Annotated in this window: 17 protein-coding genes; 14 read left to right on the forward strand and 3 right to left on the reverse strand. The window is 61.8% G+C overall.

From position 1 onward, the window contains the following. The first annotated feature begins 2 nt into the window (after positions 1-2). From sdhA to ACIQYU_RS08270, 9 genes are all read left to right on the forward strand, one after another. A complete protein-coding gene (gene sdhA, locus ACIQYU_RS08230; protein WP_063912719.1) occupies positions 3-1775 on the forward strand; it encodes a succinate dehydrogenase flavoprotein subunit in 1773 nt (590 codons plus the stop codon). Positions 1776-1786: 11 nt separating this feature from the next. Continuing rightward, entirely contained in the window at positions 1787-2491 is a 705-nt protein-coding gene (locus ACIQYU_RS08235; protein ID WP_402798933.1) for a succinate dehydrogenase iron-sulfur subunit, read from the forward strand. A gap of 245 nt (positions 2492-2736) precedes the next feature. Next, positions 2737-5568, forward strand: coding sequence for a 2-oxoglutarate dehydrogenase E1 component (locus ACIQYU_RS08240; RefSeq protein ID WP_063912717.1), 2832 nt, complete (start codon positions 2737-2739; stop codon positions 5566-5568). A gap of 42 nt (positions 5569-5610) precedes the next feature. Continuing rightward, positions 5611-6831 carry a 2-oxoglutarate dehydrogenase complex dihydrolipoyllysine-residue succinyltransferase gene (gene odhB / locus ACIQYU_RS08245; RefSeq protein ID WP_063912716.1) on the forward strand — a complete coding sequence of 407 codons (1221 nt, stop codon included), beginning with the start codon at positions 5611-5613 and terminating at the stop codon, positions 6829-6831. 93 nt (positions 6832-6924) lie between these two features. Then, the gene (gene lpdA / locus ACIQYU_RS08250; RefSeq protein ID WP_013973439.1) at positions 6925-8361 is read left to right on the forward strand and encodes a dihydrolipoyl dehydrogenase; all 1437 of its coding nucleotides are present in this window, start codon (positions 6925-6927) and stop codon (positions 8359-8361) included. A gap of 172 nt (positions 8362-8533) precedes the next feature. Then, positions 8534-9700: an ADP-forming succinate--CoA ligase subunit beta gene (gene sucC / locus ACIQYU_RS08255; RefSeq protein ID WP_003254205.1), complete on the forward strand. Its 1167-nt coding sequence runs from the start codon at positions 8534-8536 to the stop codon at positions 9698-9700. After that, positions 9700-10584, forward strand: coding sequence for a succinate--CoA ligase subunit alpha (sucD, locus tag ACIQYU_RS08260; RefSeq protein ID WP_004376004.1), 885 nt, complete (start codon positions 9700-9702; stop codon positions 10582-10584). The genes sucC and sucD overlap by 1 nt, the downstream gene beginning before the upstream one ends. A gap of 481 nt (positions 10585-11065) precedes the next feature. Next, positions 11066-12379 (forward strand): branched-chain amino acid transport system II carrier protein, encoded by a 1314-nt coding sequence (gene brnQ / locus ACIQYU_RS08265; RefSeq protein ID WP_015271095.1) that lies wholly within the window; start codon positions 11066-11068, stop codon positions 12377-12379. Between the two features lie 264 nt (positions 12380-12643). Further along, positions 12644-13393: a DUF599 domain-containing protein gene (locus tag ACIQYU_RS08270; protein ID WP_207830100.1), complete on the forward strand. Its 750-nt coding sequence runs from the start codon at positions 12644-12646 to the stop codon at positions 13391-13393. A 68-nt stretch (positions 13394-13461) separates the two neighbouring features. On the opposite strand, the gene ACIQYU_RS08275 is transcribed toward ACIQYU_RS08270, so the two are convergent. Next, complete coding sequence (locus tag ACIQYU_RS08275) at positions 13462-13773, reverse strand: hypothetical protein (RefSeq protein WP_063912714.1); 312 nt, start codon at positions 13771-13773, stop codon at positions 13462-13464. Between the two features lie 153 nt (positions 13774-13926). Between ACIQYU_RS08275 and ACIQYU_RS08280 the strand changes: the two genes are divergently transcribed. The 4 genes from ACIQYU_RS08280 to ACIQYU_RS08295 all read left to right on the forward strand — a co-directional run bounded on the left by ACIQYU_RS08280 (position 13927) and on the right by ACIQYU_RS08295 (position 17661). Continuing rightward, entirely contained in the window at positions 13927-14403 is a 477-nt protein-coding gene (locus ACIQYU_RS08280; protein ID WP_063912713.1) for a PaaI family thioesterase, read from the forward strand. Continuing rightward, positions 14400-14882 carry a PaaI family thioesterase gene (locus tag ACIQYU_RS08285; protein ID WP_207830103.1) on the forward strand — a complete coding sequence of 161 codons (483 nt, stop codon included), beginning with the start codon at positions 14400-14402 and terminating at the stop codon, positions 14880-14882. The genes ACIQYU_RS08280 and ACIQYU_RS08285 overlap by 4 nt, the downstream gene beginning before the upstream one ends. Positions 14883-14952: 70 nt before the next feature. Beyond that, the gene (gene htpG, locus ACIQYU_RS08290) at positions 14953-16857 is read left to right on the forward strand and encodes a molecular chaperone HtpG (protein ID WP_207830106.1); all 1905 of its coding nucleotides are present in this window, start codon (positions 14953-14955) and stop codon (positions 16855-16857) included. Between the two features lie 78 nt (positions 16858-16935). Continuing rightward, entirely contained in the window at positions 16936-17661 is a 726-nt protein-coding gene (locus ACIQYU_RS08295; protein WP_207830109.1) for a dienelactone hydrolase family protein, read from the forward strand. 31 nt (positions 17662-17692) lie between these two features. Here the strand turns inward: ACIQYU_RS08295 and ACIQYU_RS08300 are convergent, their stop codons facing one another. Next, positions 17693-18556 carry a pirin family protein gene (locus ACIQYU_RS08300; protein ID WP_207830111.1) on the reverse strand — a complete coding sequence of 288 codons (864 nt, stop codon included), beginning with the start codon at positions 18554-18556 and terminating at the stop codon, positions 17693-17695. 117 nt (positions 18557-18673) lie between these two features. Here ACIQYU_RS08300 and ACIQYU_RS08305 point away from each other — a divergent pair, with 117 nt between their 5' ends. Further along, on the forward strand, positions 18674-19672 hold the full coding sequence (locus tag ACIQYU_RS08305) for an amidohydrolase family protein (protein WP_207830113.1): 999 nt from the start codon (positions 18674-18676) through the stop codon (positions 19670-19672). Between the two features lie 176 nt (positions 19673-19848). Here the strand turns inward: ACIQYU_RS08305 and fabB are convergent, their stop codons facing one another. Next, a complete protein-coding gene (fabB, locus tag ACIQYU_RS08310; RefSeq protein WP_013973429.1) occupies positions 19849-21069 on the reverse strand; it encodes a beta-ketoacyl-ACP synthase I in 1221 nt (406 codons plus the stop codon).

The raw sequence follows: 21069 nt of genomic DNA on the forward strand, positions 1-21069 counted from the left end.
CCATGGCTAGCATTCCAACCATTTCCTTCGACGCCATCATCATCGGTGGCGGCGGTGCCGGCATGCGCGCTGCGCTGCAGCTGGCTCAAGGCGGTCACAAGACTGCCGTGGTCACCAAGGTCTTCCCGACCCGTTCGCACACTGTATCCGCCCAGGGCGGCATCACCTGCGCCATCGCTTCGGCCGACCCGAACGACGACTGGCGCTGGCACATGTACGATACCGTCAAAGGCTCCGACTACATCGGTGACCAGGACGCTATCGAATACATGTGTCAGGAAGGCCCGGCTGCGGTCTTCGAGCTGGACCACATGGGCCTGCCGTTCTCGCGTACCGAAACCGGCCGCATCTACCAGCGTCCGTTCGGTGGCCAGTCCAAGGACTTCGGTAAAGGTGGCCAGGCCGCCCGTACCTGTGCTGCTTCCGACCGTACCGGTCACGCGCTGCTGCACACCCTGTACCAGGGCAACCTGAAGGCCGGCACTACCTTCCTCAACGAGTACTACGCTGTTGACCTGGTGAAGAACCAGGACGGCGCGTTCGTCGGTGTGATCGCGATCTGCATCGAAACCGGCGAAACCATGTACATCAAGTCCAAGGCCACCGTTCTGGCCACTGGCGGTGCCGGTCGTATCTACGCCTCCACCACCAACGCCCTGATCAACACCGGTGACGGTATCGGCATGGCGCTGCGTGCAGGCGTGCCGGTGCAGGACATCGAGATGTGGCAGTTCCACCCGACCGGCATCGCCGGCGCCGGTGTACTGGTTACCGAAGGTTGCCGCGGTGAAGGTGGCTACCTGATCAACGCCCACGGCGAGCGCTTCATGGAGCGTTACGCGCCGAACGCGAAAGACCTGGCCGGCCGCGACGTGGTTGCCCGTTCCATGGTCAAGGAAATCATCGCCGGCAACGGCGTGGGCCCGAACAAGGACCACGTACTGCTGAAGCTGGACCACCTGGGCGAGGAAGTGCTGCACAGCCGCCTGCCAGGTATCTGCGAACTGTCCAAGACCTTCGCCCACGTCGACCCGGTGGTCGCGCCGGTTCCGGTCGTACCGACCTGCCACTACATGATGGGCGGCGTTGCCACCAACATTCATGGCCAGGCCATCACCATGGACGCCGAAGGCAAGGACCACATCATCCCGGGTCTGTTCGCCGTGGGTGAAGTGGCGTGCGTATCGGTCCACGGTGCCAACCGTCTGGGTGGCAACTCGCTGCTCGACCTGGTGGTATTCGGTCGTGCCGCTGGCCTGCACCTGGAAAAATCGCTGTCCGACGGCGTGGAATACCGCGACGCCAGCGACACCGATATCGATGTTGCCCTGAACCGCCTGAACAAGCTCAACGAGCGTACCACTGGCGAAGACGTTGCCAGCCTCAAGCGCGAACTGCAGAGCTGCATGCAGAACTACTTCGGTGTATTCCGTACTGGCGAATACATGCAGAAGGGTATCGAGCAGCTGGCCGGCCTGCGTGACCGTATTGCCAACGTCAAGATCAACGACAAGTCCCAGGCCTTCAACACTGCGCGTATCGAAGCGCTGGAGCTGCAGAACCTGCTGGAAGTCGCCGAAGCTACCGCCATCGCGGCCGAAGCCCGTAAAGAGTCCCGCGGCGCTCACGCCCGTGAAGACTTCGAAGACCGTGACGACGAAAACTGGCTGTGCCACACCCTGTACTACCCGGGTGAGAAGCGCGTTGCCAAGCGCGGCGTCAATTTTGCGCCGAAGACTGTTCCAGCCTTCGAACCAAAAGTCCGGACTTACTAAGGGTGGCTGCTATGTTGAAAGTCGAAGTTTATCGTTACAACCCGGACACCGACTCGGCGCCAAAAATGGAGTCGTTCGACGTCGATACCGGCGGCAAGGACCTGATGGTTCTCGATGTGTTGGCGCTGATCAAGGAAAAGGACGAAGGTTTCTCGTACCGTCGCTCCTGCCGTGAAGGCGTTTGCGGTTCCGACGGCATGAACATGAACGGCAAGAACGGCCTGGCCTGCATCACCCCGCTGTCGGCGGTGGTGAAGGGCAACAAGCTGGTTCTGCGCCCGCTGCCGGGCCTGCCGGTCATTCGTGACCTGGTCGTCGACATGAGCATCTTCTACAAGCAGTACGAGAAGGTGAAGCCGTACCTGCAGAACGACACCCCGGCGCCGGCCATCGAGCGCCTGCAGTCGCCAGAAGACCGCGACAAGCTGGACGGCCTGTACGAGTGCATCCTGTGCGCTTGCTGCTCGACTTCCTGCCCATCGTTCTGGTGGAACCCGGACAAGTTCCTGGGCCCCGCCGCACTGCTGCAGGCCTATCGCTTCCTGGCCGACAGCCGTGACACCAAGACCCAGGAGCGCCTGGCGTCCCTGGATGACCCGTTCAGCGTATTCCGCTGCCGCGGGATCATGAACTGCGTCAACGTTTGCCCGAAAGGTCTGAACCCGACCAAGGCAATCGGCCACATACGTAACATGCTGCTGCAAAGCGGTACCTGATACAAAGTGTTGTACCTGCAGTAAGCCGAGGTGCGGGTGGTGAGCCCGCACTGCGGTAAAACCCGAACAAGGGCCCACAAAGCCTGCGTTCATTACCTATGAAGATATGAGACCAGCAGGGGCTTCCGGGCTGGTACCCGGAAAATCAGCAGGATCCAAGTGGCGTGGTTCAGTCGCTGTATTCGGACTTTTCCAGGTTTGCTGTGGCTCTCGCCGATCAGTCCCCTAACCGAGGGTGACCAAGCATGCAAGAAAGCGTGATGCAGCGCATGTGGGAAAGCGCCCACCTTTCAGGTGGTAACGCTGCATATGTGGAAGAGCTTTATGAGCTCTACCTGCACGACCCTAACGCTGTGCCAGAAGAGTGGCGCACCTACTTCCAGAAGTTGCCCGCCGACGGCAGCACCGCTACCGATGTATCGCACTCGACAATCCGCGACCATTTCGTACTGCTGGCAAAGAACCAGCGCCGCGCCCAACCGGTATCCGCCGGGAGCGTGAGCAGTGAACACGAGAAGAAGCAGGTTGAAGTTCTGCGACTGATCCAGGCCTATCGTATGCGCGGCCATCAGGCTGCCAAGCTCGACCCGTTGGGGTTGTGGCAGCGTCCTGCGCCCGTAGACCTGTCGATCAATCACTACGGCTTGACCAATGCCGATCTTGATACGACCTTCCGTGCCGGCGACCTGTTCATCGGCAAAGAGGAGGCGAGCCTACGCGAGATCTTCGAGGCGCTCCAGAAGACATATTGTCGCACCATTGGCGCCGAGTTCACCCACATCGTCGATTCCGAGCAGCGCAGCTGGTTCCAGCAGCGCCTGGAAAGCGTGCGCGGCCGTCCGGAGTTTTCCGCTGACGTGCAGGCCCATTTGCTCGAGCGCGTAACCGCCGGTGAAGGCCTTGAGAAATACCTGGGCACCAAGTACCCGGGCACCAAGCGTTTCGGCCTCGAGGGCGGCGAAAGCCTGATCCCGATGCTGGACGAGATGATCCAGCGTTCCGGTTCCTACGGCACCAAGGAAGTCGTGATCGGCATGGCCCACCGTGGCCGTCTGAACGTTCTGGTCAACACCTTCGGCAAGAACCCGCGCGAGCTGTTCGACGAGTTCGAAGGCAAGAAGATGAACGAGCTGGGCTCCGGTGACGTGAAGTATCACCAGGGCTTCTCCTCGAACGTGATGACCCCGGGCGGCGAAGTGCACCTGGCCATGGCGTTCAACCCGTCCCACCTGGAAATCGTCTCGCCAGTGGTCGAGGGTTCGGTGCGCGCCCGTCAGGACCGCCGCAACGACACCGTTGGCGACAAGGTGCTGCCGATCTCGATCCACGGCGACGCAGCGTTCGCCGGCCAGGGCGTGGTCATGGAAACCTTCCAGATGTCGCAGACCCGCGGTTTCAAGACCGGCGGCACCGTGCACATCGTGATCAACAACCAGGTTGGTTTCACCATCAGCAACCCGCTGGACGCGCGCTCCACCGAGTACGCCACCGACGTTGCCAAGATGATCCAGGCGCCGATCCTGCACGTGAACGGCGACGACCCGGAAGCCGTGCTGTTCGTGACCCAGCTGGCCATCGACTACCGCATGCAGTTCAAGCGTGACGTGGTCATCGACCTGGTCTGCTACCGCCGCCGCGGCCACAACGAGGCCGACGAGCCGAACGGCACCCAGCCTCTGATGTACCAGCAGATCAGCAAGCAGCGCACGACGCGTGAATTGTACGCCGAGGCACTGATCCAGGCCGGCCGCATCGATGCCGAGCGCGCCCAGGCCAAGATCGACGAATACCGCAGCGCGCTGGACAACGGCCTGCACGTGGTGAAGAGCCTGGTCAAGGAGCCGAACCGTGAGCTGTTCGTCGACTGGCGTCCGTACCTGGGCCATGCCTGGACCGCGCGTCACGACACCCGCTTCGACCTCAAGACCCTGCAGGAACTGTCGGCCAAGCTGCTGGAGATCCCGGAAGGCTTCGTCGTCCAGCGCCAGGTCGCCAAGATCTACGAAGATCGCCAGAAGATGCAGGCCGGTGGCTTGCCGATCAACTGGGGTTATGCAGAGACCATGGCCTACGCCACCCTGCAGTTCGAAGGTCACCCGATCCGCATGACCGGCCAGGACATCGGCCGTGGCACCTTCTCGCACCGTCACGCGGTGCTGCACAACCAGAAGGACGCCAGCACCTACGTACCGCTGAAGAACCTGTTCCCGGGCCAGCCGCAATTCGAACTGTACGACTCCTTCCTGTCGGAAGAAGCGGTACTGGCCTTCGAATACGGCTACTCGACCACCACGCCGAACGCGCTGGTGATCTGGGAAGCCCAGTTCGGTGACTTCGCCAACGGTGCGCAAGTGGTGATCGACCAGTTCATCACCAGCGGCGAGCACAAGTGGGGCCGTCTGTGCGGTCTGACCATGCTGCTGCCACACGGTTATGAAGGGCAGGGCCCGGAGCACTCCTCCGCGCGCCTGGAGCGTTACCTGCAGCTGTGCGCCGAGCACAACATCCAGGTCTGCGTACCGACCACCCCGGCCCAGATCTACCACCTGCTGCGTCGCCAGGTCATCCGTCCGCTGCGCAAGCCGCTGATCGTCCTGACGCCGAAGTCGCTGCTGCGCCACAAGCTGGCCATCTCGACCCTGGAAGACCTGGCAGAAGGTTCGTTCCAGACCGTCATCCCGGAAATCGACAGCCTCGATCCGGCCAAGGTCGAGCGCCTGGTCCTGTGCGGCGGCAAGGTTTACTACGACCTGCTGGAAAAACGCCGTGCCGAAGGCCGCGAAGACATCGCCATCGTGCGTATCGAGCAGCTGTATCCGTTCCCTGAGGACGACCTGGTCGAAATCCTGGCGCCTTACACCAACCTCAAGCATGCGGTCTGGTGTCAGGAAGAGCCGATGAACCAGGGCGCCTGGTACAGCAGCCAGCACCACATGCGCCGTATCCTGGGCCGCCTCAACAAGGCACTGGTCCTGGAGTACGCCGGCCGCGACGCTTCCGCCGCGCCAGCCTGTGGTTACGCATCGAAGCACGCCGAGCAGCAGGAAAAACTGCTGCAAGATGCCTTCACTGTTTAATGCCTTCGCGCACCTGAAACCGAATTTAAGGAAACACAGATAATGGCTATCGAGATCAAAGCCCCAACCTTCCCGGAATCGGTTGCCGATGGCACCGTTGCCACCTGGCACAAACAGCCGGGCGATGCCGTCAAGCGTGACGAGCTGATCGTCGACATCGAGACCGACAAGGTCGTCCTGGAAGTGCTGGCCACCGCCGATGGCGTGCTGGGCGCCATCGTCAAGGGCGAGGGCGACACCGTCCTGTCCGACGAAGTGCTGGGTTCGATCGTTGAAGGCGGTGCTGCCGCCGCTGCACCAGCTGCCGCCCCGGCCGCTGCTGCCCCGGCTGCCGCTGCTGCCGACGCTGGCGAAGACGACCCGGTTGCCGCCCCGGCCGCGCGCAAGCTGGCTGAAGAGAACGGCATCGACCTGGCTACCGTTGCCGGCACTGGCAAAGGTGGTCGCATCACCAAGGAAGACGTCGTCGCTGCCGTCGCCAACAAGAAGTCGGCGCCTGCTGCGGCTGCCAAGCCTGCCGCTGCTGCCGCTGCTGCCCCGGTTGTGGTTGCCGCTGGCGACCGCACCGAGAAGCGTGTGCCGATGACCCGCCTGCGTGCCAAGATTGCCGAGCGTCTGGTCGAAGCCCAGTCGAGCATGGCCATGCTGACCACCTTCAACGAAGTCGACATGACCGAAGTCATGGCCCTGCGTTCGAAGTACAAGGACCTGTTCGAGAAGACCCACAACGGCGTACGCCTGGGCTTCATGTCGTTCTTCGTCAAGGCTGCCACCGAAGCCCTGAAGCGCTTCCCGGCGGTCAACGCCTCGATCGACGGCAACGACATCGTCTACCACGGCTACGCCGACGTCGGCGTAGCCGTGTCCAGCGACCGTGGCCTGGTGGTACCGGTACTGCGTAACGCCGAGTCGATGAGCCTGGCTGAAATCGAGAACGGCATCGCCACCTTCGGCAAGAAGGCCCGTGACGGCAAGCTGGCCATTGAAGAGATGACCGGCGGCACCTTCACCATCACCAACGGTGGTACCTTCGGTTCGATGATGTCGACCCCGATCGTCAACCCGCCGCAGGCCGCTATTCTCGGCATGCACAACATCATCCAGCGCCCGATGGCCATCAATGGCCAGGTAGTGATTCGCCCGATGATGTACCTGGCGCTGTCGTACGATCACCGCCTGATCGACGGCAAGGAAGCGGTAACCTTCCTGGTCACCATCAAGAACCTGCTGGAAGATCCGTCTCGCCTGCTGCTGGACATCTAACCCTCTGGCTGCGTACCGTGCCGGCCCTGGCTTCGCAGGAAGCCATGCCGCGCGGTCCGCGGCTTGTAGCTTGTAGCTGATAAGGAATCTTTTATGACCCAGAAATTCGACGTAGTGGTGATTGGTGCAGGTCCTGGCGGCTATGTGGCTGCCATCAAGGCCGCACAACTTGGTCTGAAGACTGCCTGTATCGAGAAGTACACCGACGCCGAGGGCAAACTGGCCCTGGGCGGCACCTGCCTGAACGTAGGTTGCATTCCTTCCAAGGCGCTGCTGGACAGCTCCTGGAAGTACAAGGAAGCCAAAGAGAGCTTCAACGTCCACGGTATCTCCACTGGCGAAGTGAAGATGGACGTCGCCGCGATGGTTGGCCGCAAGGCTGGCATCGTCAAGAACCTGACCGGTGGCGTTGCCACCCTGTTCAAGGCCAACGGCGTAACTTCGATCCAGGGCCACGGCAAGCTGCTGGCAGGCAAGAAAGTCGAAGTGACCAAGGCTGACGGCACCACCGAAGTCATCGAAGCCGAGAACGTGATTCTGGCTTCCGGCTCGCGTCCGATCGACATTCCGCCGGCTCCGGTCGACCAGAACGTCATCGTCGACTCCACCGGCGCCCTGGAATTCCAGGCCGTGCCGAAGCGCCTGGGTGTTATCGGTGCTGGCGTGATCGGCCTGGAACTGGGCTCGGTATGGGCTCGCCTGGGTGCTGAAGTCACCGTTCTGGAAGCCCTGGACACCTTCCTGATGGCTGCCGACACCGCAGTGTCGAAAGAAGCCCAGAAGACCCTGACCAAGCAAGGCCTGGACATCAAGCTGGGCGCGCGCGTCACCGGCTCGAAAGTCAACGGCAACGAAGTCGAAGTGACCTACACCGACGCCAACGGCGAGCAGAAGATCACCTTCGACAAGCTGATCGTCGCGGTCGGCCGTCGCCCGGTGACCACTGACCTGCTGGCTGCCGACAGCGGCGTGACCATCGACGAGCGTGGCTACATCTTCGTCGACGACTACTGCGCTACCAGCGTGCCGGGCGTCTACGCCATCGGTGACGTGGTGCGCGGCATGATGCTGGCCCACAAGGCTTCGGAAGAGGGCATCATGGTGGTCGAGCGCATCAAGGGCCACAAGGCCCAGATGAACTACGACCTGATCCCGTCGGTCATCTACACCCACCCGGAAATCGCGTGGGTCGGCAAGACCGAACAGGCCTTGAAGGCCGAGGGCGTTGAGGTTAACGTGGGCACCTTCCCGTTCGCGGCCAGCGGCCGTGCGATGGCTGCCAACGACACCGGTGGTTTCGTCAAGGTCATCGCCGATGCCAAGACCGACCGCGTCCTGGGTGTACACGTGATTGGCCCATCGGCTGCCGAACTGGTGCAGCAGGGCGCAATCGCAATGGAATTCGGCACCAGTGCCGAGGATCTGGGCATGATGGTCTTCAGCCATCCGACCCTGTCCGAAGCGTTGCATGAAGCAGCGCTGGCAGTGAATGGCGGCGCCATTCACGTGGCCAACCGTAAGAAGCGTTAATTATAAGAAACCACGGCGGGCTGCCCGTCGTGAGTCTTGCGTGCATGACTCACCGCGGAAAGTCCGCCGGACCGGATCACACGGGAAAACCCGGGGTCAACGGTCACAGGTGGTGCGGCGCCAGTGATGGCGCAGCGCCGAAGCGCAGTACCTAACGAAGACGGTAAAAAGCATGAATCTTCACGAGTATCAGGGTAAGCAGCTGTTCGCTGAGTACGGCCTGCCAGTTTCCAAGGGTTTCGCTGTCGATACCCCTGAGCAAGCTGCAGAAGCCTGCGACAAGATCGGCGGGAACGAGTGGGTGGTAAAAGCCCAGGTTCACGCCGGTGGTCGCGGTAAAGCGGGCGGTGTCAAGCTGGTTCGCAGCAAAGAAGACGCCAAGGCGTTCGCTGCACAGTGGTTGGGCAAGAATCTGGTTACCTACCAGACCGATGCCAACGGTCAACCCGTCTCCAAGATTCTGGTCGAATCCTGCACTGACATCGCCAAAGAGCTGTACCTGGGCGCTGTAGTCGATCGTTCGAGCCGCCGTATCGTGTTCATGGCCTCCACCGAAGGTGGCGTGGACATCGAGAAAGTCGCTCACGAAACGCCTGAGAAGATCCTCAAGGCCACCATCGACCCGCTGGTCGGCGCTCAGCCGTTCCAGGGTCGCGAGCTGGCATTCCAGCTGGGCCTGGAAGGCAAGCAAGTTCAACAGTTCGCCAAGATCTTCGTGGGTCTGGCCAAGCTGTTCAAGGATCACGATCTGGCCCTGCTGGAAGTGAACCCGCTGGTGATCAAGGCCGACGGCGACCTGCACTGCCTCGATGCCAAGATCAACATCGACGCCAACGCCATGTACCGTCAGCCGAAGCTGAAAACCTTCCACGACCCGTCGCAGGACGACGCCCGTGAAGCCCACGCTGCCAAGTTCGAACTGAACTACGTTGCCCTCGAAGGCAACATCGGCTGCATGGTCAACGGTGCCGGCCTGGCCATGGGTACCATGGACATCGTCAACCTGCACGGCGGCAAGCCGGCCAACTTCCTCGACGTTGGCGGTGGTGCTACCAAAGAGCGCGTTACCGAAGCGTTCAAGATCATTCTGTCCGACAGCAATGTCGCGGCCGTACTGGTCAACATCTTCGGCGGCATCGTTCGCTGCGACATGATTGCCGAAGGCATCATCGGTGCAGTGAAAGAAGTCGGCGTCAAAGTTCCGGTCGTCGTTCGCCTTGAAGGCAACAACGCCGAACTGGGCGCTAAAGTACTGGCAGAAAGCGGTTTGAACATCATTGCGGCAACCAGCCTGACCGACGCTGCTCAACAAGTTGTCAAAGCTGCGGAGGGCAAGTAATGAGCGTCCTGATCAATAAAGACACCAAAGTCATCTGCCAGGGCTTCACCGGCTCGCAGGGTACTTTCCACTCCGAACAGGCCATCGCCTACGGCACCAAGATGGTCGGCGGTGTAACCCCAGGCAAGGGTGGCACCACCCACCTGGGCCTGCCAGTGTTCAACACTGTGAAAGAAGCTGTAGAAGCTACCGGCGCTGACGCTTCGGTCATCTACGTTCCGGCTCCTTTCTGCAAGGACTCGATCCTGGAAGCTGCCTTCGGCGGCATCAAGCTGATCGTGTGCATCACCGAAGGCATTCCTACCCTGGACATGCTGGATGCCAAGGTCAAGTGCGACGAGCTGGGCGTGACCCTGATCGGCCCTAACTGCCCAGGTGTCATCACCCCGGGCGAGTGCAAGATCGGCATCATGCCAGGCCACATCCACCTGCCAGGCAAAGTCGGTATCGTTTCGCGTTCCGGCACCCTGACCTACGAAGCTGTGAAGCAGACCACCGACGCCGGTTTCGGCCAGTCGACCTGCGTCGGCATCGGCGGTGACCCGATCCCGGGCTCCAACTTCATCGACATCCTGAAGCTGTTCCAGGAAGACCCGAAGACCGAAGCGATCGTCATGATCGGTGAGATCGGCGGTTCGGCTGAAGAAGAAGCCGCGGCCTACATCAAGGCCAACGTCACCAAGCCTGTCGTTTCCTACATCGCTGGTGTTACTGCACCTGCGGGCAAGCGCATGGGCCACGCTGGCGCCATCATCTCCGGCGGCAAGGGCACTGCGGACGAGAAGTTCGCCGCCCTGCAGGACGCTGGTGTGAAGACCGTGCGTTCCCTGGCTGACATCGGCAAGGCCCTGGCCGAGCTGACTGGCTGGGAAGTCAAGAAGTAATACTGCTACACCCCCCACGCGCACAGAGGCCACCTTCGGGTGGCCTTTGTCGTTTCCGGGGTTTGGGTATTCCTGGGCCGGCCCCTTCGCGGGTAAACCCGCTCCCACCGGAAATCACTAACCTTGAGCATTGTGAAGTACCTGTGGGAGCGGGTTAACCCGCGAAGAGGCCAGTACAGTCAGCAAGGATTTTTCGATGGGTTTGATAGGGTTTTTCACGCAGACGAAAGTTTCAATGCGAGGATAATCCTCCCTGTCCCGGTAGCACAGACGACAAACAGATACGCACATCGGACAAGCAGCACTGTGCCAGTGCGTTTAGGTGACAAAACAGTTACCCTACGCGCTCACTCTGTGCCCGTCCCCCAAAAGGGAACGACACGCTAAACGGGTCTGGCTTATCAAGCCGGGCAGCATTTCCTCCACCCCATGGGGAAATCCCTTCTCGAATCCCGATTTCAGCAGTGTGGTACTACCTTAAATGAAAGTTTTAAAAGGCCAGGACATTCTGGCACTTGGCTTTATGACGTTTGCGCTTTTCGTAGGCGCGGGCAATATCATCTTCCCGCCTATCGTCGGCCTGCAGTCTGGTCCGCACGTGTGGATGGCCGCCCTGGGCTTCCTGGTTACTGCCGTGGGCCTGCCGGTCATCACCGTGGTTGCCCTGGCCAAGGTCGGCGGCGGCATGGATGCCTTGAGCAGCCCCATCGGCAAGTTCTTCGGTGGCCTGCTGGCGGCCGTGTGCTACCTGTCGGTCGGCCCGCTGTTCGCCACCCCGCGTACCGCGACCGTGTCGTTCGAAGTGGGTGTTGCACCGCTGACCGGCGAAAGCCCGCTGGCGCTGTTCATCTACAGCCTGGTGTACTTCCTGGTGGTACTGGCCGTGTCCATGTACCCGGGCAAGCTGCTCGACACCGTGGGTCGCTTCCTGGCGCCGTTGAAGATCATCGCCCTGGCGGTGCTGGGCATCGCTGCCTTCGCGCTGCCTGCCGGCACCATTGGTGAAGCGCAGCCGGCCTATGCTGCCGCGGCGTTCTCCAAGGGCTTCTCCGATGGTTACCTGACCATGGACACCCTGGGTGCCCTGGTGTTCGGTATCGTCATCGTCAACGCCATCCGCTCGCGCGGTGTCGAGTCGCCGAAGCTGATCACCCGCTATGCCATCATTGCCGGCCTGATCGCCGGTGTCGGCCTGGCCCTGGTGTACATCAGCCTGTTCCGCCTGGGCGCCACCAGCCACGAAATCGCCGCTGACGCCACCAACGGTGCGGCGGTACTGCATGCCTACGTGCAGCACACCTTCGGCTCGTTGGGCAGCGGCTTCCTCGCCGTGCTGATTGCGCTGGCCTGCCTGGTGACCGCGGTTGGCCTGACCTGCGCCTGCGCCGAGTACTTCAGCCAGATCCTGCCGCTGTCGTACCGCGCACTGGTGGTGATCCTGGCGGGCTTCTCGCTGCTGATCTCCAACCTCGGTCTGACCAAGCTGATCATGTTCTCGATCCCGGTGCTCACCGCGATCTACCCGCCGTGCATCGTGGTGGTCGGGCTGAGCTTCGTGAAGGACCTGTGGAACTCGCCAACCCGCATCCTGGCGCCAGTGATGCTGGTGTCGCTGCTGTTCGGCATGGTCGATGCGATCAAGGGCAGCAGCATTGCCCACGTGCTGCCGGACTTCATGGCGCACCTGCCGCTGAGCGACCAGGGCCTGGCCTGGCTGGTGCCTTCGGTGGTGACCCTGGTTGGCGCCGTGGCCTGCGACCGCATGCTCGGCAAGCCGCGCGAGGCGCTGGCCTGATAGTCGAAGCCTGAGGGCGGCACCGGCCACAAGCCGAAGGGTGCTCGCCAAGGGTGGAAACTTCAAAGCCCCGTATCCGAGAGGATACGGGGCTTTTTCTTTGCCTGTACCAGAATTGGCGCTGTACCTGTGGGAGCGGGCGTGGCCGCGAAGAGGCCGGGATGAGCAGTGCAAATATCAGGATGGATGTGTGCCTTTTGCCGCTTGCCAGCGTCGAAATCCGGTCCCTATCCTTCAGGTATCTGGCCCTCTCGGGAATCCTGCATGAACTTCATCCAAAGCAACTTCAACAACCTGTTGGCCATCGCCTGGTTCGCCCTGTGCTGGGGCGGGTACACCCGCTATGCCATCTGGAAGGGCCGCGACACCGCGTGCCTGGCCAGCGTGCTGCACCTGTACCGCGAAGACTGGATGCGCCGCATGCTGCTGCGCGACAACCGCATCGCCGATGCCAGCGTGATCGGCAACCTCGAGCGCAACGCCTCGTTCTTCGCCTCCAGCACCCTGATCATCCTCGCAGGCATCCTCACCGTGCTCGGGGCCTCCGACCGGGCGCTGTCGCTGCTGGCCGACCTGCCGCTGGTGCAGCAGACCTCCCAGGGCATGTCGGAGATCAAGCTGCTGTGCCTGGCCATGGTGTTCGTCTACGCCTTTTTCACCTTCAGCTGGTGCATGCGCCAATACAACTTCGCCGCAGTACTGGTGGGCTCGGCGCCGATGATCGGCGAACGGCTGGTCAATGAACTGGAGCGCAAGGCATTCGCCTCGCGGGCGGCTCGGGTGCTGTCACTTGCCGCCAACCAGTTCAACTTGGGCCTGCGTTCCTATTACTTCGGCATGGCCATGTTGAGCTGGTTCATCAGCCCTTGGTTGTTCATGGTCATGAGTGTCGGGGTAGTGCTGATTCTGTATCGCCGCGAGTTCCATTCGGATGTGCTGGATGTGATGGTGTTCACACCGACTGAAAGTATCTCGATCGAACCTGCCAAGGAAACCACCGCAGCGGGCACCTGAAACGTTTAATCCATAAGTTTCAGGCACAAAAAAACCCGACAATTGTCGGGTTTTCTTGTTTTAGCCGATTACTGCTTGGCAGGTTCGGCCGGTGCAGCTGGAGCAGCTTCTGTTGCCGGGGCGGCTGGCGCGGCTTCTGGAGCCGGAGTAGCCGGAGCGGCTTCTTCGGCGGCCTTCTGCTCGGCTTCGGCCTGATCTTTGGCGGCTTCGGCGTTTTCCTTGGCAGCCTCGTTCATCTTATCCTGAGCTTCGCCCGCTTTTTCCTGGGCTTGTTCGGCGTGTTGCTGTGCGTCCTGGGCTTTGTCTTCGCTCGCTTTATCGCAAGCGGCCAGGCCCATGGCTGCGGCCAGCATCAGAGCAAAAGCAAAAGGTTTACGCATGGGGGTGTTTCTCCTTGGTGGAATAAGTGACTTGTTCCTTCGAGTGCAACTACGCGGAATAAGTTCCGCGAAGATTACACATATATAACGCCCCGTTCTATATGGACTTTTTAACGATTTTATGCGCTGCGGCAGTGCGCGTGGAAACAGCCTATGAGCGAATCGACCTTGATGGCCATGGCCGAGCGTTTTCTCTCGGCCCTGAAACATTGTCAGTTGTTGCAAATGCGCGTGGCGCAAACCAATGCCGATGGCATGACTCTGGTCCTGCCCTGGTCGCCGGCCATCGTCGGCAACCCGCAGACCGGCGCCGTGCATGGCGGCGCGCTGACCACGCTGATGGACACCACCTGCGGCATGGCCACGCTGTGCGTGCTGCCGCGCTTCGAGGTATGCCCGACACTGGACCTGCGCATCGACTACATGCACCCGGCCGAGCCCGGCAAGGACATCTACGGCCACGCCCAGTGCTACCGGGTCACCCGCGATGTCATCTTCACCCGTGGCACGGCCTACCAGGACGACCCCGCCCAGCCGATCTGCCAGGTGGTGGGCACGTTCATGCGCCTGGGCCAGGAGATCAAGGGTGGCATCCGCTTCGGCAACAGCCTGAAGGAGGGCGGGGCATGATTCCACGCGAGGTTCGCCAACAGCTCAACGCCGCCCACGCGGTGGGCGACTATCGGCCTTTGCTGGCGCTGATCCCCTATGCCGGCCTGATCGGCATCGAATGCGAGCGCGAAGGCGATGACCTGCTGTTCCGTCTGCCAGCCAGCCAGGACAACATCGGCAACCCGCTGCTGCCGGCCATCCACGGTGGGGTGATCGCGGGCTTCATGGAGCTGTCGGCAGCGCTGTACCTGCTGATCTTCAGCGAGAGCGCGAGCATTCCGAAGATCATCGACTTCTCCATCGATTACCTGCGTGCCGGGCACTTTCGCGATACCTACGCCCAGTGCCAGCTATGGCGCCAGGGGCGGCGGGTGACCAATGTGGCCATCACCGCCTGGCAGGGTGACAGGCAGTCGCCGATTGCCACGGCTCGCGCACATTTCAAGATCGAACCGGAAAAGCCCTTGAAATCATCCGGGCAGCCCCCATCTGCATGACATCCGCCGCTAACGCAGGCCGAACCGGCCGCCAGGCGTCAACTGCCATCAGATCGGAGTTTTGAAGACCATGAGTGTGGAGACTCAAAAAGAAACGCTGGGCTTCCAGACCGAGGTAAAGCAGCTGCTGCACCTCATGATCCATTCCCTGTATTCGAACAAGGAGATCTTCCTGCGTGAATTGATCTCCAACGCCTCCGACGCCGCCGACAAGCTGCGTTTCGAGGCCCTGGCCAAGCCAGAGCTGTTCGAAGGCGACGCCGACCTGAAGATTCGCCTGAGCTTCGACAAGGACGCCGGTACCGTGACCCTCGAGGACAACGGCATCGGCATGAGCCGCGAAGACGTCATCGCCCACCTGGGCACCATCGCCAAGTCCGGCACTGCCGACTTCATGAAGAACCTCACCGGCGACCAGAAGAAGGACTCGCACCTGATCGGTCAGTTCGGTGTGGGCTTCTACTCTGCGTTCATCGTGGCCGACAAGGTCGATGTGTACAGCCGCCGCGCTGGCCAGCCGGCCGCTGAAGGCGTGCACTGGTCGTCGAAAGGCGAAGGCGAGTTCGAAGTCGCCACCATCGACAAGCCACAGCGCGGTACCCGCATCGTTCTGCACCTGAAGAAGGACGAACAGGAGTTTGCCGATGGCTGGCGCCTGCGCAACGTGGTCAAGAAGTATTCCGACCACATCGCCATGCCGATCCAGCTGCCAAAGGAGCAAGCAGCCGCCGAAGGCGAAGAACAGCCGGCCGAAGAGTGGGAAACCGTCAACCGCGCCAGCGCCCTGTGGACCCGTCCGCGTACCGAGATCAAGGACGAGGAGTACCAGGAGTTCTACAAGCACATCGGCCATGATTTCGAAAACCCGCTGACCTGGAGCCACAACAAGGTCGAAGGCAAGCTCGAATACAACTCGCTGCTGTACGTGCCGGCCCGCGCGCCGTTCGACCTGTACCAGCGCGAAGCGCCACGCGGCCTGAAGCTGTACGTGCAGCGCGTGTTCATCATGGACCAGGCCGAGTCGTTCCTGCCGCTGTACCTGCGCTTCATCAAGGGTGTGGTCGATTCCAACGACCTGTCGCTGAACGTGTCGCGTGAAATCCTGCAGAAAGACCCGATCATCGATTCGATGAAGACCGCGCTGACCAAGCGCGTGCTGGACATGCTGGAGAAACTGGCGAAGAACGAGCCCGAGCAGTACAAGGGCTTCTGGAAGAACTTCGGCCAGGTGCTGAAGGAAGGCCCGGCCGAAGACTTCGCCAACAAGGAAAAGATCGCCGGCCTGCTGCGCTTCGCCTCCACCCAGGACGACAGCGGCGAGCAGAGCGTCGCGCTGGCCGACTACCTGGCCCGCGCCAAGGAAGGTCAGGACAAGATCTACTACCTCACCGGCGAGTCGTACGCGCAGGTCAAGAACAGCCCGCACCTGGAAGTCTTCCGCAAGAAAGGCATCGAAGTGCTGCTGCTGACCGACCGTATCGACGAGTGGCTGATGAGCTACCTCAACGAGTTTGACGGCAAGGCCTTCGTCGACGTCGCCCGTGGCGACCTGGACCTGGGCAAGCTGGATTCGGAAGAAGACAAGAAGGCCCAGGAAGAAGTCGCCAAAGACAAGGAAGGCCTGGTCGAGCGCCTGAAAGGCGCGCTGGGTGACAGCGTGGCCGAAGTGCGCGTGTCGCACCGCCTGACCGACTCGCCGGCGATCCTGGCCATCGGTGAGCAGGACCTCGGCCTGCAGATGCGCCAGATCCTCGAAGCCAGCGGGCAGAAGGTACCGGAGTCCAAGCCGATCTTCGAGTTCAACCCGACCCACCCGCTGATCGAGAAGCTGGACAACGAGCAGAGCGAAGACCGCTTCGCCGAACTGTCGCACATCCTGTTCGATCAGGCGGCCCTGGCGGCCGGTGACAGCCTGAAGGACCCGGCGGCTTACGTTCGTCGCCTGAACAAGCTGCTGGTCGAGCTGTCTGCTTGAGTTGATGCATAGGAAAGCCCGCTTCGGCGGGCTTTTTCATGACTGCCTTTTTCATGACGAGTGCCAAAGGAGTGCTTGATGAGCAAAGTAATCGTCGAATCGCTGGTTTATCACCTGTCCGGCAAGACCTACGAAAGCCGTCTGGTCCATGAGCCAGGGGCGCTGGGCCGCCCAGGCCTGGTGATGGCACCGAACTGGATGGGTATTGGCGAAGGGGCAGAGCGCATTGCCAAGGAAGTGGCCGAGAAGGGTTATGTGGTGCTGATTGCCGACCTGTATGGGCAATCGGTGCGCCCGTCCAATGCCGACGAAGCTGGCGCGGCGATGATGCCGTTGAAGAACGACCGGGGCGAATTGCGCAAGCGCATGCAGGAAGCCCTGGCGCAACTGTTGGGGCAGTCGAAGGCGCTGCTGGAGCCGGGCAAGGTGGGCACGTTTGGCTTCTGCTTTGGTGGCTGCTGCGCCCTGGAGTTGGCCCGTACCGGTGCCGATCTGCGTGCGGCGGTGTCGTTCCATGGCACGCTGGACACGCCGAACCCTGAAGATGCCAAGCGCATCAAGGGCTCGGTGCTGGTGCTGCATGGCGCTTCCGATCCGCTGGTGCCGAAGGAGCAGTTGCCGGCGTTCGAGGCGGAGATGAATGCGGCCAAGGTTGACTGGCAATTGCTGAGCTATGGCGGCGCGGTGCACTCGTTTACCGACCCGAGCGCCAACGTGCCGGGCAAGATGCAGTATGACCGGCGTACCTCGGAGCGGGCGTTCCGCTCAATGCACAACCTGCTGACCGAAGTGTTCCAGCGCTGACATTGCAGGGGGCCGCAGAGCGGCCCCCAAATCAGCGCGGCAGCTCGATCCTCGAAGTTTCCCCCGGCACCACCGGCCAATCCCCCGCAGCCCACCTGGCTCGGGCCTGTTCGATCAGTTCCACATCACTGGCGACAAAATTCCAGTTCATCCGCCGCGGCCCATCCAGTGGCGCGCCACCAATCAGCACCAACTGGCACTCACTTTCCGCGTACAGCGTCACCTCTTCGCCCTCCGGTAGCACCACCAGGCTGCACGGCTCCACGTCCTCATCGTTCATCATCAGCTCACCATCGAGCAGGTACAGCGCCCGCTGCGCATGCTCATTCGGCACCAGCAAGGTGGTTGCCGGCTGCATCCGCACATGCGCGTAAAGGGTAGGGGAGAGTACTGGCACCGGCGATTCCAGGCAGAACCCGCTACCGGCAATCATGCAGATGCGCACCCCGAGGCTGTCACTGACCGGCAGGCTCGCCGCCGGGTGATGACTGTAGCTGGGCGCGCCTTGCTCATGTTCGCGCGGCGAGGCCAGCCATACCTGCAACCCGTGCAGGCGTGAACCATGGGCCAGGGCATCTTCAGGCGTGCGCTCAACGTGGGCCACGCCGCTGCCAGCCGTCATCCAGCTGACATCACCAGGTAGCACCCGCTGGTCCGAGCCAAGGCTGTCCTTGTGCAGGATTGCCCCTTCGAACAGGTAGGTCAGGGTCGACAGGCCGATATGCGGATGCTGGCGGATGTCCATGCCATGCCCCGGGGCATAGTCGGTTTCGAGCATATGGTCGAAAAACACGAACGGGCCGACGCTGCGGCACTGGGCCGATGGCAGCGGGCGCAGGATCGGCTGGCCCTCGACCGATTCGGCGCGTGGGCGGATGACCAGGGGGCTGCTCATGGGTGCGGCTCCAGACGAGGTGGAAGTGCTTCAAGCATAACGGTTTGCCTGTTGTGGCTGAACCGTCTCGTTGGCCTGCCGGTCTACTCTTTTCGTACTCGAAGAAGGAAGCTGCCGATGTTTGCCAGAGCGCTGGCCTGCCTGCTGTTGTCCGGTTGTATGTGCCAGGCCCAGGCACGCGACTACCGCTACAGTGATGCCCACCTGCACTATGTGGACTTTTTCCAGGAAAGCGAGGGCATGCCGGCGTTGATCAAGGCCATGGATGCTGCGGGCATCGAGCAGTCGATGATCTCCGGCATCCCGGTGGCCAAGAAATGGCACGAGGATGAGCCCAAGCGCCCGCGCTATTACGCCGGGGATGACGCCGAAGCCTACTGGTACAGCGCCACCGACACCTACGTGGCCGCGGCGCTGCAGAAATTGCCCGACGAGCAGCGCCGGCGCTTTCATCCGTTCCTGGCCGGCTTCAACCCGGTGGACAAGAACGCTGCCAGCCATATCGAGCGCATGCTCGAACTGTACCCGGGGCTCTGGCAGGGCATTGGCGAGGTGTTCACCCGCCACGATGACCTGACGGCACTGACCAGCGGTGACACGCCGCGCGCCAACAACGAAGCGATGACACGTATCTACCACCTGGCGGCCGAGCGCGACCTGCCGGTGCTGCTGCATTCCAACATCACCTCCAAGCGTGAGCGCAACCCGCTGTACCTGGCGGAGATCGAAGAGCCGCTGCGCAATCACCCGCACACGCGGTTCATCTGGGCGCATGCCGGCAGCAGCATGGAGATACACCGGCACCAGACGCAGATGGATTTTCTGCTGCCGGTGCTGACGCGGTTGCTGGAGGACTACCCGAACCTGTATGTCGATTTGTCGTGGAGTGTGCTGGAGCCTTATCTGCTGGATGACCAGGGGGAGCCGCGCAAGGAGTGGCTGGCACTGGTCGAGAAGTATCCGGAGCGTTTCATGCTGGGTTCGGATGTGGTGGGGCGGTTTGACAGCCTTGGGGAGCAGATGCACGGGTTCAGGCCGTTTCTGGATGCATTGCCGGAACAAGTTGCCAACAAAGTGGCCAGGGAGAATTTTCTGGCTGTGTTGCCTAAGCAATAGTATTTCGCCTGTGCCGGCCCTTTCGCGGGTAAACCCGCTCCCACAGGTACAGCGCCAGTTTCAAGAGCAGCGCGGTCCCTGTGGGAGCGGGTTTACCCGCGAAAGGGCCGGCACAGGCGATACAAATGAAAACGCCCCGAACCAGTCGGGGCGTTTTCGTCTACCGCAGCAGCGTCTTACTTGCCTTCCCAGCGCTTGAGCACCAGGGTGGCGTTGGTGCCGCCGAAGCCGAAGCTGTTGCTCATGACCGTGTCGATCTTGGCGTTTTCTTCGGTCTTGCGCAGGATCGGCAGGTCGGCGACCTCCGGGTCCAGCTCGTCGATGTTGGCGGAGCCGGCGATGAAGTTGTTTTCCATCATCAGCAGGCAGTAGATCGCCTCGTGTACGCCAGCAGCGCCCAGCGAGTGGCCCGACAGGCTCTTGGTCGAGCTGATCTTCGGTGCCTTGTCGCCGAACACGGCGCGAACGCCCTTGATCTCGGCAACGTCACCGACCGGGGTCGAGGTGCCGTGGGTGTTCAGGTAGTCGATCGGGGTGTCGACGGTCGACAGCGCCTGCTGCATGCAGCGGATGGCACCTTCGCCGCTTGGGGCAACCATGTCGTAGCCGTCGGAAGTGGCGCCGTAACCGACGATTTCCGCGTAGATCTTGGCGCCACGGGCCAGGGCGTGCTCCAGCTCCTCGACCACCACCATGCCGCCGCCACCAGCGATGACGAAGCCATCACGGTCGGCGTCGTAGGCGCGCGAGGCCTGTTCCGGGGTTTCGTTGCGCTTGGTCGACAGGGCGCCCATGGCATCGAACAGGAACGACTGGCTCCAGTGCTCTTCTTCACCGCCACCGGCGAAGACGATGTCCTGCTTGCCCCACTGGATCTGCTCCAGGGCGGTGCCGATGCAGTGTGCCGAAGTGGCGCAGGCCGACGAGATCGAGTAGTTGATGCCCTTGATCTTGAACGGGGTGGCCAGGCACGCCGAAACGGTGCTGCCCATGGTGCGGGTAACGCGGTACGGGCCGACGCGCTTGACACCTTTCTCGCGCAGGGTATCCAGCGCTTCCATCTGGTTCAGGGTCGAAGCGCCGCCGGAGCCAGCCACCAGGCCGGTACGCGGGTTGGAAACCTGCTCTTCGGTCAGGCCGGCGTCCTTGATCGCGTCCTGCATCGCCAGGTAGGCGTAGGCGGCAGCGTGGCCGACGAAGCGGTAGACCTTGCGGTCGATCAGTTCTTCGAGGTTGAGGTCGATGGACCCGGAAACCTGGCTACGCAGCCCCATTTCCTTGTATTCCGGGTTGTAACGGATACCCGGACGGCTGTTGCGCAGGTTTTCGGTGACGGTAGCTTTGTCATTGCCCAGGCACGATACGATGCCCAGACCAGTGATAACGACGCGGCGCAT

It is taken from the genome of Pseudomonas sp. NPDC096925 (assembly GCF_044762545.1).
Lineage (GTDB): Bacteria > Pseudomonadota > Gammaproteobacteria > Pseudomonadales > Pseudomonadaceae > Aquipseudomonas.